Genomic DNA, 15,088 nt, shown 5'->3' with positions numbered 1-15,088 from the left:
CGGTACCGGTCCCTGGTGATGGGTGCCATCGACGCCGCGGCTCGGTCGCTCATATGCCGCTCACCGCTCCGTCTTCACGGCGAACACCCGTGCCACGAGTCGCCCGACGAGGTTGAGGATGAGCACCAGGATGATGAGCGTAAGCGCCGCGGCCCAGGACCGTTGCATCGGTATCGAGGTGATGCAGTCGGCGCCCGCCGACGCGGGGCAGGTGACCGACAGCTTGCTGTACTCCTGATAGACATAGACGGGCAGCGTCGTCATCTGTCCGGAGAACAGATTGAAGTTCGTCGTGGCGATGTAACCGGCCGTCATGAGCAGAGGCGCCGTCTCGCCGATCACGCGGGCGATGGCCAGGATGACGCCGGAGACGATGCCCGGCAGTGAAGTGCGCAGGACGATCTTGGTGATGGTCCGTTGTTTCGTCACACCCAGCGCGAGCGAGGCCTCGCGCAGATCGTCCGGGACGATCTTGAGCATCTCCTCGCTCGATTTCACCACGGTGGGCAGCATGAGCAGGGAGAGGGCGACCGAACCGGAGATGCCGTTGATGGTGCCCGGCCCGAAGACGATGCTGAACATGGAGAACGCGAAGAGGCCCGCCACGATCGAGGGGATGCCACTCATGACGTCCACGAGGATCGCGATGATCCGGGACAGGGGGCCGCCATGGGCGTACTCGACGAGATACACGGCGCACATGATGCCGATGGGGACCGAGATGGCCACCGCGCCCAAGGTGATCTCGAGGGTGCCGATCACCGCGTGGAGGATGCCGCCGTAGCCGCCCGAGGGCGTGGGGCGACCGCCGATCACACCCGACATGTTATAGGACAGGAAGTTGAGGTTGAGCCGTCGCACGCCGCTCGCAATCGTGGTCCACAGAACCGACACGAGCGGCACGAGCGCGATGACGAACGCCGCCGCCACCAGGACGCGCATGAGCAGGTCCTTGCGTTTGCGCGCCGCGATGGCCGACCGGGTGGGTACAAAGCGGTCGAAATCGATGACCGGCGCCCCGTCCATGGGGGAATCCGACGAAGAAGCCATCATGCACCTATCTTTCTGGTAATCTTACGGGCCAGAAAATTGACGAGGAACGTGATCAGGAACAGCACCAGACCGGTGCCGATGAGCGTGGAGACACCGAGGTTGTTCGCCTCGGGATACTGCGCCGCGATGTTGGCGGCGATCGTCTGGCTCTGCGAGGCCTGCAGCAGCTTGAACGAGTACCGCAGCCCAGGCGACAGGATCATGAGCACGGCCATGGTCTCACCGAGCGCACGACCGAGTCCCAGCATGGAGGCCGAGACGATGCCTGAACGGCCGAACGGCAGGACCGCGAGCTTGATCATCTCCCACTTGGTGGCGCCCAGGGCCAGGGCGGCCTCCTCCTGGAGCCTCGGTGTCTGCACGAAGATGTCGCGCGACATAGAGGTGATGATCGGCAGAATCATGACGGCGAGCACGACCGCCACCGTGGCCACGGTACGGGACGGATTCGCCGCCGGACCGGAGAAGATCGGAATCCACCCGAAGTATCGGGCCACCCAATCCCAGAACGGGTGGATGGCGGGAACCAGTACCAGACCACCCCAGAGGCCGTAGATCACCGAGGGGATGGCCGCCAGCAGATCGACGATGTAGTTGAGCACGGCGGCGAGACGCCGGGGCGCATAGTGGGAGATGAACAGGGCGATCCCGACGGCGATGAAGAAGGCGATGCCGAGGGCGAGGGCCGCCACCAGCACCGTGCCGAAGACGAGCGGGCCGACGTATTGCCAGAAGTTATGGGCCAAGCCACCGGTGAAGGATTCGACGGTGGCCGCGTTGGCCTTGCCGTCGCCGCCGATGAGCGGCCAGGCCCGGAACAGCAGAAACAGGGTCACGGCGGCGAGCACGATAAGGATGAGGATTCCGCAACCGTAGGCCACGCCCTTGAATATCGCGTCACCTCGCCGGTCCGCTCCACGGGACTCAGTAGCTGTACTGTGCAAACTCACGGTTCTCCTTACCGCTGACGACCTCGACCACCAGGGCACGGGCATCCCGTGCGCACCGCTTCCGGTCCCGAGTTTACTCTTTGGACACAGTCGCAACGCCATCCTGGTGGCCGCCCGCTCCCCTTGACGGCGAAGCGGGATGGTGGGCGACTACTTGGTCTTGATGGCCTCGATGGACTTGACGACCTTCTGACGAAGGCTGTCGCTCATCGGAGCGGAACCAGAGGCGTCGGCGGCGGTCTGCTGACCCTCCTTGCTGACCACATAATTCAGCCAGGACTTCACGAACTCACCGGTTTTGGCGTCCTTGTAGGCGGGGCAGGCCACGTCGTAGGAGACCAGCACGACCGGGTAAGCGTTGCCGCTGTCGATCTTGTGGTTGAGGGCGATGACCACGCGGTTCTCACCCGTGGCGTCGGCGTCGACCGGCGAGGCGTCCACGACCTTGGCCGCGGCTTCGGCCGAATACGGCACGTAGTCCTCACCGACCTTGACGGCGACGGTGCCGAGCTCGCCGGCCTTGGAGGCGTCGGCGTAGCCGATGGTGCCGTCGGCCTGGGACACGGTGTTGATCACGCCGTCGGTGCCCTTGCCGCCCTGACCGATCTGGTTGGGCCAGTTCTCACCGACCTCGTAGTTCCAGTCGGAACCGGCGACGTCCTTGACGTAGCTCAGGAAGTTCTTGGTCGTACCGGACTTGTCGGAGCGGTGCACGACCGTGATGGGCGTGTCGGGCAGGGTCGCCTTCGGGTTCTGCTCGGCGATGGCCGGATCGTTCCACTTCGTGATCTTGCCGTCGAAGATCTTGGCGATGGTCGAACCGTCCATGTTCACGTGCTTGTCCTTGCCGGAGACCCCCTTGAGGTTGAACACGATAGCGATCGGCGAGATGTAGACGGGCACGTCGAAGGCGTTGCCCGACGCGCACACGCTCGCGGACTGCTTGACCTCGTCGGCGCTCAGCGATGCGTCGGACCCGGCCCATGCCGTGGCACCGGTCAGGAAGGTGGTCACGCCCGCGCCGGAGCCGGTGGGGTTGTAGGAGATCTTGGCGTCGGGGTTCTGCTGGGTGTAGCTCGCGATCCACGCCTCGACGGCGGTCTGCTGGGAACTGGCGCCGGCGCCCTGGAACTCGCCGGAGATCTTGGCGGCGCCCTTCTGCGTCGCGCCGGCATCGGAGCCGTTCGTGGCCGCGGTGTTGTCGCCGCACGCCGCGAAGCCGGCCAGCATGGTGATGCCGCACACTGCGGCGATGGAACGGATGAGCGTATTCTTACGCATATTGTCCTATCCTCTTATCATTCGGACGACTGCTGTCGTCGTGCACCACGGCGGAGCCGCAATCGATGGCCCCGATGATCCGAGGCGCATGGTGTTCATGACATCTCCAGCCTAAGGCAGCGGCGCAGGGCCACTCCCGACGCAGGATGAACAGCAGATGAATTCTGCGCAACCGCAGCATGTCACCCCTGGCACACAGTCGAGGGTAGCGGCTCGTCAGCGCGGGTCGTCGATCTTGTAACCCAACCCACGCACCGTCGTGAGATACCGGTGCACCGCCGCATCGGCTTCGATCTTGGCGCGCAGCCGTTTGACATGGACGTCCAGGGTCTTGGTGTCACCCACGTAATCGGAACCCCACACATGATTAATAAGCTGGTGCCGGGTCATCACCCGGCCCTTGTTGCGCAGCAGGTATTCGAGCAGTTCGAACTCCTTGAGGGGGAAGAACACCTGCTCGCCCCTCACGCTCACTTCGTGTTCGGCGACGTTCATGATGACCTCGCCGCACCGCAGCAGCGGATCCTCGTGCGTGTCGCCGGCATCGCGCGACTCGGCACCGGGATTGCGCCGCAACACCGCCCGGATCCGGGCGAGCAGTTCGCGGAAGGAGTACGGCTTGGTCACGTAATCGTCGGCGCCGATCTCCAGTCCCACGACCGTGTCGATCTCGGTGCTTTTCGCCGTCACCATGATGATGGGCAACCGGCTCTGTTCACGCATGCGACGGCACAGTTCGATGCCGCCGATGCCCGGCAGCATCACGTCGAGCAGCACCAGATCGATGCCGCCCCGGGTGAAGATCTCCCAGGCCTCCTCCCCCGTCGCCGCGGCGCTCACGGCGTAGCCTTCGCGGGTGAGTTGATAGACCAAGGGCTCCCGGTAGGACTCCTCGTCCTCGACGATGAGCAGTCTGGTCATGATCGATGTCCTTCCTCCTGTATCGCAGTGGCGGGTCCGCCGCCGACCGCATCGGCCCCCTGCCGGTCATCACCGGCGACGAGGGGAAGACTGACGGTAAACGTGGACCCCAATCCCTCGTGGGACCATACACTCAGGGTGCCGCCGCATTCCTCCACGCCGTGCTTGGCGATCGCCAACCCGAGCCCCGAGCCGCCCGTCGCGCGGGAACGGGCCTCATCGACGCGGTAGAAGCGCTCGAAGATGCGCCCCAACGCCTCCTTGGGAATGCCCTCGCCCCGGTCGATGACACGGATCAGCGCCCGTTCGCCCCGCGACCGCACGTCGATCGTCACGGCGGTGCGGTCGGGCGAATAGCGGATCGCGTTTTCGATGAGGTTCTTCAGGGCGGTGGTCAGCGACGTGCGGTCGGCGCGGACCGACGGCCCGTGCGCCACCACGTCCCCGTCGGCGATGCGGCGGCCTTCCAGGTCCAGCAGCAGACCCACCCCTCCCGTCTGCGCCAGGGTGAGGTTCATGCCGATGGCGTCGCGGGCGAGCGCCACCACGTCCAGCACCTCCGGATTCCTCACGACCTGCGGGTCCTGGACCCGCTGCAGGTCGATGAGCCGATGCACGAGTTGGGTCAGGCGTTGGGATTCCTTGATGATGCGCTGCGCGAAGTACCGCACGGCCGTGGCGTCGTCCGACGCGTCGGAGATCGTCTCGGCCAAGAGGGAGATCGCGCCGGCGGGGGTTTTGAGTTCGTGGGACACGTTGGTGACGAAGTCACGGCGCATCGAGGCGAATCGGCGCTGTTCGGTGATGTCGCTGAGGAACACGGCGTACAGATTCGGTCCGACGGCACCGGCGCGCACCCGCAGGTATTCGCCGTCGACATCCTGGTCCTGCCCCTCGCCGCCGCCGTCCACAGAGCGCGGGGACGACTGCCTGACGTGGATCTCAAGCTCGCGGACACGCTCGTCGGCGACGACCCGGCGCAGGACGGCCTCGATGCCGGGATCGGTCAGTCGATCGTTCTCGACGATGCCCAGATCGCGGGCGTCGGGGCTCTGATAGCGCACCAGCCCCTGTCCGGTGAGTACCAGCATCGCGTACGGCATGAGGGCGATCAGACGGCGCTCGGCGTCATCCGACCAGCCTTCGCCAACGAGGACGCCGGCCCGTGCGGCCGGCGACCCGCCGTGTTCACGCGCCGAACGCCTGCCCAACACCAGCCCGACCCGAACGGCGATGGTGAGGACCACGGCGAGGAACACACCGATCGATAGTGCGTATCGCCACCACATGTCCACGACCGTCTACATCCGCTCGACGATGCCGAGGGTGATCCGGGCCGCCGTATCGGCGTACGCGGAGATGTCGAACTCCTTGAACACCTCGTATTCGGTGTCCGCGTTGTCGCTCAGCGCCCGGATCACCAGCGCCGGGACGTCGTTGCGGGCGGCAACGTGGGCCACGGCGGCGCCCTCCATCTCCACGGCGTCGGCGCCTGTCTGGCGTTTGACCTGGTCGATGCGCTCGGGGGTGTCGACGAAGGTGTTGCCCGAGGCGATGATGCCCACGATGTGGATGACGTCCAGGTCGTTGAGCGTGGCATCGGCCAGATCCAGCAGATGCGGATCGCTGTGGAACTCCTCGGTCCCGGGCTTCCACTGTGCGATGAGTCGCATGTCGCTGTCCAGATAACGCAGGGTGCCGCCGAGCACGACGTCGTTGATATGCAGCGCAGGGTTGAGGCTTCCGGCGATGCCGGAGAAGATCACGGCCTCGGGGTGGAAGGCGTCGATGAGATGCTGCGTGGTCGCGGCGGCATTGACCAGCCCCATGCCCCCGACGGTGGCCGCCACGGCGATGTCCGGCCCTTGCCTCGTGGCCAGCGCACCGTGCACGATATCCAGCCCTGCCTCGTCACGATGCTCCACGCCATGCAGCGCGGATGCGATGCCGGCGACCTCCTCGTCCAATGCGCCGATCACGGCTACGGTTCGCATAGATGTGTCCTTTCCCGTCACGATGTGGCCCTTTCGGATGGCGACCCGGCCTCATGCCGGCGCCGCACAGCCACGGCACCGGCCAGGGTGCGCAGCAACGCGGCGGTATCCGGCCAGGATATGCAGCGGTCGGTGATCGATTTGCCGTACACGAGCTGCGCCAACGGCGCGGCGGGCTGATTGCCGCCTTCGATGAAGCTCTCCATCATCAACCCGGTGATGTCGGGCTCACCCGAGGCGATGCGCCGGGCCAGATCCTCGACGACGCCGGCCTGACGATGCTCGTCCTTGCCGCTGTTGCCGTGCGAGCAGTCGATGACCAGGCCATGCGCCGCGGCGGACTCGTCGGGCATCTCCTCGCGCACTTCGCCCATGGCCTGGCACACCGATTCCGCGTCGTAGTTCGGCCCGTGGATCGATCCGCGGAGCACGACATGGCAATCGGGATTGCCCAAGGTCTCCACCGCGCAGGCGCGGCCCAGATGATCGATGCCGAAGAACGTGTGGTGCTGCGCCGCGGCGAAACAACCGTTGACCGCGGGTTTGACCGAGCCGTCGGTGGCGTTCTTGAAACCCACGGGCATGGACAGGCCGCTGGCCAGCTGCCGGTGGATCTGCGATTCGGTGTTCCTGGCCCCGATGGCGCCCCAACTCACCGCATCCGCGATGTACTGGGGGGATGTGGGCTCGAGGAATTCGGTCGCGGCGGGCAGCCCCGCCTCCAGCACCCCCAGCAGCGTCCGTCGGGCGACCAACAGACCCTTGCGAATCCGGTGGCTGCCGTCGATGTCGGGGTCGTTGATCAGGCCCTTCCAACCGATCGTGGTGCGCGGCTTTTCGAAATACACCCGCATCACGATGAGCAACTCGCCATCCAACTCGTCCTTGAGTTGCGCCAGGCGACTCGCGTAATCCAACGCCGCGTTCGGGTCGTGCACCGAACACGGCCCGACGATGACCAGCAGGCGATCGTCCTCGCCGTGGAGGCACGCGCGGATATCGTCGCGCGACGAGGCCACCAGATCCTGGGCACGCCGGGACATCGGCAGATCGGCCAGCACCTGGGCGGGGGTCGGCAGCGGCTCGAGTTCCAGCACGCGCCGGTTGATGATGCGGTTGACACCCACCTCATCCTCCCATCGGGGGATGCCCATGTCGGTGAGCGGATTGCGGCCGCTGTTCACCGCGTCGTGGATCGCCCTGATGTCCTCGGGGGTGTTGAGCGGCACCTCATCCGGCGAAGGATGGCCTGCGGGCCCCACGTCCTCGCGACGGCGAACGTCATGCATCATAGGTCTGCGATCCTGCATCATCTGCTCCTTGGCCATGTTCCTGTCCCAAGGATAAACCAGAGGTTCATAACGGCACCGACACGGTCGGGGCCGAGGCCGCGTCACCACGGACCGCACACGGTGCTATTCAGCGGTCGGAACCGGCCGTTCTGCGCGAGGTGACCGCCGCGGCAAGCGTGCGCAACAGTGCCTCCGTGCGCGGCCACGCGATGCAAGGATCGGTGATGGATCGGCCATACACGAGCTCATCCAGCGGTGCGGGGTCCTGCCGACCGGCCAACAGGAAGCTCTCCATCATCACGCCCAGGATCCCGCGCTCGCCACCGGCCAATCTGTCGGCGATCTCCTCGACGACCTCAGCCTCGCGCACCTCGTTCTTGGCGCTGTTGCCGTGGGCCGCATCGACGATCAACCCGGTCACCGGCGTATCGAAGCCGGCATGCCGGAACGACGCCAGCGCATCGGCGACGGAATGGGCATCGTAATTGGGACCCGAGCTTGACCCACGCAGCACCAGATGGCAGTAGGGGTTGCCGGTGGTCTGCGCCGAAATCACCCGTCCGTCCAGATTGATGGACAGGAAGTGCTGCCCGAAGGACGCGGCGTAACAGGAATCGACGGCCGCCTTGACCGAGCCGTCGGTGGAGTTCTTGAAGCCCACCGGCATCGACAGGCCGCTGGCCAGCTCGCGGTGGACCTGGCTTTCGGTGTTGCGGGCCCCGATGGCGCCCCAACTGATGAGATCGCACAGATACTGCGGCGTGATGGGGTCGAGCCATTCGGTCGCGGTCGGCAGCCCGGCCGACACGATGTCGGTGAGGATCTTGCGGGCCATCCACATCCCTTTGCGGATGTCGGCGTGGCCGTCGAGATCGGGGTCGTTGATCAGACCCTTCCAGCCGATCGTCGTGCGCGGCTTCTCGAAATACACCCGCATCACGATGAGCAGCTCATCGTCCAGCTCATCCCTGAGGGCGAGGAGGCGCTTCGCGTACTCCAACGCCGCACGGGGGTCATGCACCGAGCACGGGCCGACGATGACCAGCAGCCGGTCGTCCCGCCCCGCCAGTACGTCTCGTATCGCCTCGCGCAATGCGAGGACAACGTCGCGCATGGCGTCGGTCGGCGGCAGCTCACGCAGGAAGGTACGCGGCGCGGGGATGGGATCGAGCAGACGGATGTTGACGTCCACGGTCTCGGGCAACACCGCCCCCGTGTCGAGGCGGCGGGCATCCTCCGCGCTGTTCGGACCACGGTATTCGCTCATATCCACACTCCCTGCGTCCTCATCGGTGGAGCGTCGCATCGTTCGCCGATCGACACCCCGCCTCGTATTATCCCCCACCACCGTCCAGTCGCCTCCGCCGGACGGTGGTGCGATCGGCCTCAGGCCAATGCGCCCATCGGATCCCACGCCGGCAGCATGATGGCCGGTTCGTCCAGGGCCTTGCGGTACTCCTCCGGCAGCATCGACTTGGGCACGGCCACCTCGTAGACGTATTGGGTGAACCAGTCGTCGCTCATGGTGAAATACCCCTTGTCGGCGACGGCGTCGCCCCACGAGTTCTCGACGCGCCAACGACGGGTCGTTTTCTGGTCATCGGCGACGTCCACGCCGACGAAGGCCATGGCATGGTTCATCGCGGAATCGCCGAAACGCACCCGCTGCTCCTTATCGAGATCGAAGTCCACATCGTAGACCCGTCCGTATTCGAACAGATCCGTGGCCCACGCACCGTTCTGGCGGTCCATCATCGGATGGCAATCGCAACCGAACCAGACCGGAATGCCCTGCTCGGAGAGGATCTCGCGGGCGCACTCCTTCATGAAGGCGTTGGGGACGTTGAGATATTCGGTCGCCTGACCATCGGCGACGTTGGCCAGGTGCTCGATGCCGATCTTCTTGCCTTTGGGGTGTTCACGCCGCGGGTCGTCGACCAGGCAGACGTAATCCTCCAGACCGGCGTCCACGTAGCGTTTCCAGAAATCGACGGGCGTGATCTCGCCGACGCGATGGAACGTGTCGTCCTTGTCGGTCCACTCCCAGTCGAAGCTCTTCGGGGGCTCGCCCAAGTGGATCGTGAGCATGCGATGGCCGGCCTCGAGAGCCTCGGCCACGACCGACTCGAGGTCGGCGCCGTCTTCGTACATATGCGCCACGGCGGTGTGCAGCATCGAGCGCAGCTGGATGTTCATCTCACCGGTGTTCTTCGAGGATTCGGTCTCGGGGAAGAGGTCCTTGGGCACGGCACCGTACTTGCGGTAGACGTTCATGGCCATGGTCCACTGGCCGCCGTCGCCCATCGCGTCGGCGAGCAGGTGCTGCATGAGCCGTGAGTCGTTCGGCTCACCGGCGCGCACCAGGCCGGCCACGTCGTGCAGGAAGTAGTTGATGCGTTCGAGCTTGTCGTAGTACATCGCGTAGTTCTGCGAGAACTCGAACTCCTTGAGGTTGAGCGAACGCTTCGCGACGAACCGGGCAACGTTGAGCGAGCTGAACAGCCAGCAACGCCCGGAGCGGCGCTGGTTGGTGACCTCGCCGTTGTCGACGGTGACGGAGAACCGACGCTGGAGCAGCCGCGAGCGATCGTAATTGCGCGCGACGTTGGCGATGCCGGACGCCGTGACGGCGTTCATGGCCAGACGGTGGGCATCGCCCGCCTTGAAGTGTTCGTCCAACGTGCCCAGCGTGCGGGCATCCAGCGGTGCTAATGCAGTCATACAGCTCCTTCGTCATGACGATGCGGGCACGGCCACGCGATCGTCGGCATGGACCGCCGATGCGGCCCGGTATGGCGTGGCGCCGACACCGGTTGGGGTGTCGGCGCCACGGGACAGTCGTTGCCGAGTCTAGTCACGGGGTATGGATGTCGGAACGACGAGGCCCCCGACCCGGCATGTTGCGGGTCGGGGGCCTCGAACAGGGTCCCATCCGAGGGATTCAGGCCTGGCGACCGTCATCGTAGCGATGCTGCTGCGGCGCGAAGGATACGGGCATCGCGTCATCGCCGGTATCGGATGCGGGCGCGGCGGGCGCCGGGGAGACGGGTACGTCGCCGCCATCGGATGTCGCGAGTCCGTCGGCGGTATCCTCGTCCGCGCTCGCGTCGACCGGCGTTGCAGCGGAGGCGTCGCCGGCCTCACCGGCGTCATCGGACCGACCCGGACCCGCGGCATGCTCGGTATCGTCGGCGCCGTCATGATGGTCATCGACGGCGTGATCGTCGCCATCATGCCCATCGTCGTGACGATCGTCATCGGCGTCGGATTCATCGGGGTGGTCCTGAGCCACAGCATTGACGACCGGCACGTCGGCGGCGTCGTGTGAGGATGCCGCCTCGGGGGTCAGGTTGATGCCCGAGAAGGCGTTCGCGAACAGCGAACGCAGTTCGGTGACGCGTTGGGTGATGGCCGACTCCCGGTCCTGCAGCTGCGCGATGTGCCGGTTGAGGCCGTCGAGCTCGCTCTGGGCCGCCTGCCGACGCTGCTCGAGCTGGTGATCGGCGTCGTATCCGGCCTTGGCGATCACCTGGGCCGCCTGATCGTCGGCATCCTGACGCTTCTTGACGGCATAGGCGTCGGCCTCCTCACGGACGGTCTTCGCCTGTTCGATGAGCTCCTCGGCCTCCTTCTTGGCCTCGTTGCGACGCTGCTCAAGATGGTCGAGCAACGCGTTGACCTTCGCGGTCGCCTCATCCTGCTGGGCCGTGATGTCCTTGCGGATCTGCTCGGATTCGGCGTTGACCTGGCTGCGCGCCTTGGTGCGGTAGACCTCGGCCTCGTCCTTGATCTCCTGAGCCTTGCCGTTGGCGGCATCGACGATCTCGCCCGCCTGGCGCTTCGCCTCGGTCATCATGCGCGCGACCTGCTCGCGTACATCGGCGAGCTTCTTGTTCGCCTCCGCCAAGGCCTTCTCGATCTGGTCGTTCGCCTCGCTCTTGAGCCTCGTGATCTCCTCGTTGGCCGCCTTGCGCTGTGCGGCGATCTGCTCGGCGGTCTGCGCCTTCATCTCGGCGATCTCACGCTCCTGGGAGGAGCGCTCGGCGGCAAGCCGCTTGTTGTGCTCTTCACGGGCGTTGCTCAGCTCGATCTCGACGGTGTCGCGCTGCTCCGCCACGGCCTTCGCGGTCGAGGACCGCTGCTGTTCGGTCTCCTGACGCGCTGCCGTCAACGCCGTATCGGCTTCGTTCCGGGCGCTGGTCAACAGCGTCTTGGCCTTCGCGCTGGCGTCGTCGACGATGTGTTTGGCGTCGAGCTTGGCGTTGTTCAGCAACGTCTGCGCCTGATCTTGGGCGCTGGCCCGGGTGGCGGCGGCATCCTGCTTCGCGCGGCTGAGCAATTCCCCGCTCGTCTGTTCGGCGGAGGCCAGCATCTGCTGCGCGTTGGCGCCCAAGGACGCGAAGGAATTGCCCTGCGAGGCCTTCTTCGCGTTGTTCTTCTCCTCCTGGAGCTGCGCCTGCAGCTGCAAGATCGTATCGTCGCTGGATTTGACCTGCTCACGCATACGATTCAGCGTCTCACGGGACTGGGCAAAGGCCTCGTCAACCCTGTCCTTGTCATAGCCCCTCAATACCACCGGGAACCCCTCGACCATGTCGTTTTCCTTTCACCGCAGGCACCACAACCAGCGCTCGATAACACAACCGATTGCACTGTATATCATGCATGTGGTCTATGGCGCACGACTCGCGCAATCCTCACAGATACCCCGAAATACGCACGTGCACGGCACCATGCCGCGCCGGCGGACGAGCGAATCGCACCAAGACCGCGGTAGGCCCGCACCACGGCCATCACCCGGGCGGGCGGCGACCGTCACGGGTCATGGCGATCCGGCGGGAGTCAGGGACGCAGGAGGTCGCTCGACGCGGGCTGCAGATAATACCTGATGCTTTGGCGGATGATGCTGCGCCCCGCGGCGACCTGTTGCCGCAGCGACAGGCCGTGCTGCGAGTGGGCGGAGTTGGTCACCGTCGGGAAGTTCACGAATCCGGCGAGGACGCGGTCCTGGCCGGTCGCCCAATGCTGCAGCCGGTAGAACAACGAATTGCACACATAGGTGCCCGCGTCCGAACTCAGGGATGCGGGGATGTCGCGTTTGGTGAACTCCCCGATGATCGAGCGCAAGGGCAGTCCCGTCCAATACGCCGCCGGACCCTGCGGGTCGATGGGTTCGCGGTCGGGCAGCACGTTGTCGGCGTCGGGCCGATCGGCGTCCATGAGATTCGTGGCGCACCGCTCGAGGAGCATGCCGCGCGCCGCCCGTTTGAGGCCGGTGGCGATGACGACGTGGGGATGGGTCTGCTCGATGGTCGAAAGCAGCGTCGGCCATGCCTTGGTGAAGCTGATCGGCAGCGGTACGGCGTGAATGCTCACCCGCACGTCGTCGAGGTCGATATCCGATGCGACGTCGGGTTCCTCGAGCCCCTCACGGGCGAGGATCTCGGGGACCTCATGGGCGGGGTTGACCTCGACCCCCTCATAGGGTCCGAACCCGGAGATGACGACGGTAATCTGTTCCATGGCATTCAGTCTAGCCGCCCATGGCTCGGTCGGACGCCGTCCCGGATCAGCGTTCCCGGATCACCAGCGCGAGCAGACGTCCCTCCTCGGCCTTGTTGGACTGGACCGCCCGCCGATGCGAATACCACAGCGGATTCTCGAAGGTGCACAACGGATGCCGCAGCACGGCGAGACGTTCCGCCAGTTGGGGGGCACCCTCGTCATCCCGGCGGCACAGATCGACCAGCTCCTCGTCCTCCGACAGATACTGGGTAGCGGCGGTCACCCGCCGGCGCGAGTCGATGATGTTGTCGCGTGGAATGCCGGCCCGACCCAGACATTGCAGGGCTGCGGCGGCGATGTCGACGCCCGGTCCGGAGAAACGCGTGAGCGTGTACGTCCCCGGGAACTGCGCATCGAAGTCATCGGCGATTGCGCCACCGACCTCGTAGCAGTCGCCGCAGATGCACGGTCCCAGCGTGGCCACGATCGAGACCGGGGACGCACCCTTGGCGACCATGGCCGCAACGGTGGCCTCGATGACCCCCCGCTGCAAGCCCTTGCGGCCGCAGTGCGCGGCGGCGATCATGCCGGAGCACGTATCGGCGAACAGGACGGGCAGGCAGTCGGCCGCGAACACGCCCAGGGCCACGCCCGGTCTCGAGATGATCTGGGAGTCGGCCTCCAACGCCGGCGCATCCCCCGAACCCGACAGATCGCACCCGAAGGGCGCATTGCGCTCGTACGCCTCGTCCATATCGGCGACCACCGCGGAATGCACCTGGCTCACGATCGACAGCGCCCCGCCGACCGTACGCGACAGGGCCATGCGGTTGCGCAGGGTCCGTTCGGGATCCTCACCGCCCTTGCCGCCGAGGTTGCAGTCGGCGAACCCTCCCTCGCTCACGCCGCCCAAGCGCGTCGTGTAGATGGCCTTGACTCCGGGCGCCATCTCGATGGGAATGGTCACGGGGATGGGATTGCCGTCCCGATCCACCGGCGACATCGCGCTGCTGTCGATGATCTCGCGATCCTGCTGCCCTGCTTCGGGATTCTGGTCGTACCCGGTCATGGCTCACCGTCCTTCCGCGCCGAATGCGACGCTCACCGTGCGGATATGACTACCGTCGGAGGTCACCGCACGACCAACCTCCGGACTCACCGGAACAGGTGCCGGGCTATCGCAGTCCGGCCAGATCCTCGGCGCTGAGTTCGAGTTCCCCTGCGTGCAGACTGTCGAGGATGGTGGCGGGACGATGCGCGCCGGGAATCACGAAGACATGATCGCCCTGCGCGAGTTCCCATGCCAGCACCACCTGCTGGTAGCTCACGCCCCGCCGTTGCGCCACTGCACGGAATGGATCGAACTTATGGGCGTCCTTCTTTTTGCGGTATCCGCCGAGCGGACTCCAGCACACAAAGGACAATCCTCGTTTCGCCGTATAGGCCAAGGTGTCGGCGCTCTGCCGGTAGATGGGCGAGAACTGGTTCTGCACCGCGATGAGACGGTCGCCGAGGATGCCGAGCGCGATGTCGATCTGTTCGACCGAAGCGTTGGAAATGCCCGCGTACCGCGCCACACCCTCGTCGACGAGCTGCTTGATGGCCTCGATCGACTCGTTGTACGGCACTTTTGGATCCGGACGGTGGAAGTACAGCAGATCGATCGCGTGCCCGCCCAACGCCTGCGCCGACTGTTTGGCGTCGTGGATGAGCCGTTCGGGTCGGCCGTCGACGTCCCACGTGGGGACGCCATCGGTGAAGTTGCGGAAATGGCCGACCTTGGTCGCCACCGTGACCTCATCATGCGGTCCATCCCACGTATCGAGCGCCTTGCGGACCAGCCGCTCGCCGGCCTGCTCGGTGCCACCCGATTGGTAGTAGGCCCACGCGGTGTCGATGTGCCGGCACCCGGCGTCGAGGGCGGCGTGAATGGTGTCGATTCCGGTCGCCTCGCCGAGATTGTTCTCCAGGGTCAGGGGCATCTCGCCCAGACCCACCGCCGTGGTGTCGTAGGGTCCCAGATGACGATGCAGTATCATGTGCACTCCTTTTCGTCGATGATCGCAGCCGATTCCGTCTCACAGATGCAGCA

The 15,088-nt window shown here is 65.6% G+C and carries 13 protein-coding genes; all 13 read right to left on the bottom strand.

Translation table 11 applies throughout. The annotated features are described in order from the left end of the window. Positions 1-60 precede the first annotated feature (60 nt). Entirely contained in the window at positions 61-1,053 is a 993-nt protein-coding gene (pstA, locus tag BMON_RS07905) for a phosphate ABC transporter permease PstA (protein WP_033511521.1), read from the bottom strand. Continuing rightward, the gene (gene pstC, locus BMON_RS07900; protein ID WP_051918024.1) at positions 1,050-2,003 is read right to left on the bottom strand and encodes a phosphate ABC transporter permease subunit PstC; all 954 of its coding nucleotides are present in this window, start codon (positions 2,001-2,003) and stop codon (positions 1,050-1,052) included. Before pstC ends, pstA begins: the two co-directional genes overlap by 4 nt. A gap of 150 nt (positions 2,004-2,153) precedes the next feature. After that, positions 2,154-3,284 carry a phosphate ABC transporter substrate-binding protein PstS gene (gene pstS / locus BMON_RS07895; RefSeq protein ID WP_033511517.1) on the bottom strand — a complete coding sequence of 377 codons (1,131 nt, stop codon included), beginning with the start codon at positions 3,282-3,284 and terminating at the stop codon, positions 2,154-2,156. A 216-nt stretch (positions 3,285-3,500) separates the two neighbouring features. Further along, positions 3,501-4,205: a response regulator transcription factor gene (locus BMON_RS07890; protein WP_033511515.1), complete on the bottom strand. Its 705-nt coding sequence runs from the start codon at positions 4,203-4,205 to the stop codon at positions 3,501-3,503. Next, the gene (locus tag BMON_RS07885) at positions 4,202-5,494 is read right to left on the bottom strand and encodes a sensor histidine kinase (protein WP_051918023.1); all 1,293 of its coding nucleotides are present in this window, start codon (positions 5,492-5,494) and stop codon (positions 4,202-4,204) included. The genes BMON_RS07890 and BMON_RS07885 overlap by 4 nt, the downstream gene beginning before the upstream one ends. Positions 5,495-5,506: 12 nt before the next feature. After that, positions 5,507-6,199 (bottom strand): 5'-methylthioadenosine/S-adenosylhomocysteine nucleosidase, encoded by a 693-nt coding sequence (gene mtnN / locus BMON_RS07880; RefSeq protein WP_033511513.1) that lies wholly within the window; start codon positions 6,197-6,199, stop codon positions 5,507-5,509. A gap of 17 nt (positions 6,200-6,216) precedes the next feature. After that, positions 6,217-7,488 (bottom strand): 3-deoxy-7-phosphoheptulonate synthase, encoded by a 1,272-nt coding sequence (locus BMON_RS07875; RefSeq protein WP_081883012.1) that lies wholly within the window; start codon positions 7,486-7,488, stop codon positions 6,217-6,219. 130 nt (positions 7,489-7,618) lie between these two features. Then, a complete protein-coding gene (locus tag BMON_RS07870) occupies positions 7,619-8,758 on the bottom strand; it encodes a 3-deoxy-7-phosphoheptulonate synthase (protein WP_033511511.1) in 1,140 nt (379 codons plus the stop codon). Between the two features lie 119 nt (positions 8,759-8,877). Next, positions 8,878-10,212: a C1 family peptidase gene (locus BMON_RS07865; protein ID WP_034885449.1), complete on the bottom strand. Its 1,335-nt coding sequence runs from the start codon at positions 10,210-10,212 to the stop codon at positions 8,878-8,880. Positions 10,213-10,432: 220 nt separating this feature from the next. Continuing rightward, on the bottom strand, positions 10,433-12,085 hold the full coding sequence (locus BMON_RS07860) for a coiled-coil domain-containing protein (RefSeq protein WP_193345837.1): 1,653 nt from the start codon (positions 12,083-12,085) through the stop codon (positions 10,433-10,435). A 248-nt stretch (positions 12,086-12,333) separates the two neighbouring features. Further along, a complete protein-coding gene (locus tag BMON_RS07855; RefSeq protein WP_033511507.1) occupies positions 12,334-13,014 on the bottom strand; it encodes a pyroglutamyl-peptidase I in 681 nt (226 codons plus the stop codon). A 46-nt stretch (positions 13,015-13,060) separates the two neighbouring features. Then, positions 13,061-14,065 (bottom strand): purine nucleoside phosphorylase YfiH/LACC1 family protein, encoded by a 1,005-nt coding sequence (locus BMON_RS07850; protein WP_033511505.1) that lies wholly within the window; start codon positions 14,063-14,065, stop codon positions 13,061-13,063. A gap of 106 nt (positions 14,066-14,171) precedes the next feature. Next, positions 14,172-15,035 (bottom strand): aldo/keto reductase, encoded by an 864-nt coding sequence (locus BMON_RS07845; protein WP_033511503.1) that lies wholly within the window; start codon positions 15,033-15,035, stop codon positions 14,172-14,174. Positions 15,036-15,088 lie beyond the last annotated feature (53 nt).

It is taken from the genome of Bifidobacterium mongoliense DSM 21395 (assembly GCF_000741285.1).
Classification (GTDB): domain Bacteria; phylum Actinomycetota; class Actinomycetes; order Actinomycetales; family Bifidobacteriaceae; genus Bifidobacterium; species Bifidobacterium mongoliense.
This window is presented reverse-complemented; position numbering and strand designations above follow the sequence as displayed.

Coding starts and splice junctions, on each gene's coding strand:
- BMON_RS07860 (WP_193345837.1), bottom strand. CDS start 12,085: ATGGTCGAGGGGTTCCCGGTGGTATTGAGGGGCTATGACAAGGACAGG.
- BMON_RS07875 (WP_081883012.1), bottom strand. CDS start 7,488: ATGCATGACGTTCGCCGTCGCGAGGACGTGGGGCCCGCAGGCCATCCT.
- pstA (WP_033511521.1), bottom strand. CDS start 1,053: ATGATGGCTTCTTCGTCGGATTCCCCCATGGACGGGGCGCCGGTCATC.
- BMON_RS07870 (WP_033511511.1), bottom strand. CDS start 8,758: ATGAGCGAATACCGTGGTCCGAACAGCGCGGAGGATGCCCGCCGCCTC.
- BMON_RS07885 (WP_051918023.1), bottom strand. CDS start 5,494: ATGTGGTGGCGATACGCACTATCGATCGGTGTGTTCCTCGCCGTGGTC.
- BMON_RS07855 (WP_033511507.1), bottom strand. CDS start 13,014: ATGGAACAGATTACCGTCGTCATCTCCGGGTTCGGACCCTATGAGGGG.
- pstS (WP_033511517.1), bottom strand. CDS start 3,284: ATGCGTAAGAATACGCTCATCCGTTCCATCGCCGCAGTGTGCGGCATC.
- mtnN (WP_033511513.1), bottom strand. CDS start 6,199: ATGCGAACCGTAGCCGTGATCGGCGCATTGGACGAGGAGGTCGCCGGC.
- BMON_RS07865 (WP_034885449.1), bottom strand. CDS start 10,212: ATGACTGCATTAGCACCGCTGGATGCCCGCACGCTGGGCACGTTGGAC.
- BMON_RS07850 (WP_033511505.1), bottom strand. CDS start 14,065: ATGACCGGGTACGACCAGAATCCCGAAGCAGGGCAGCAGGATCGCGAG.
- BMON_RS07845 (WP_033511503.1), bottom strand. CDS start 15,035: ATGATACTGCATCGTCATCTGGGACCCTACGACACCACGGCGGTGGGT.
- BMON_RS07890 (WP_033511515.1), bottom strand. CDS start 4,205: ATGACCAGACTGCTCATCGTCGAGGACGAGGAGTCCTACCGGGAGCCC.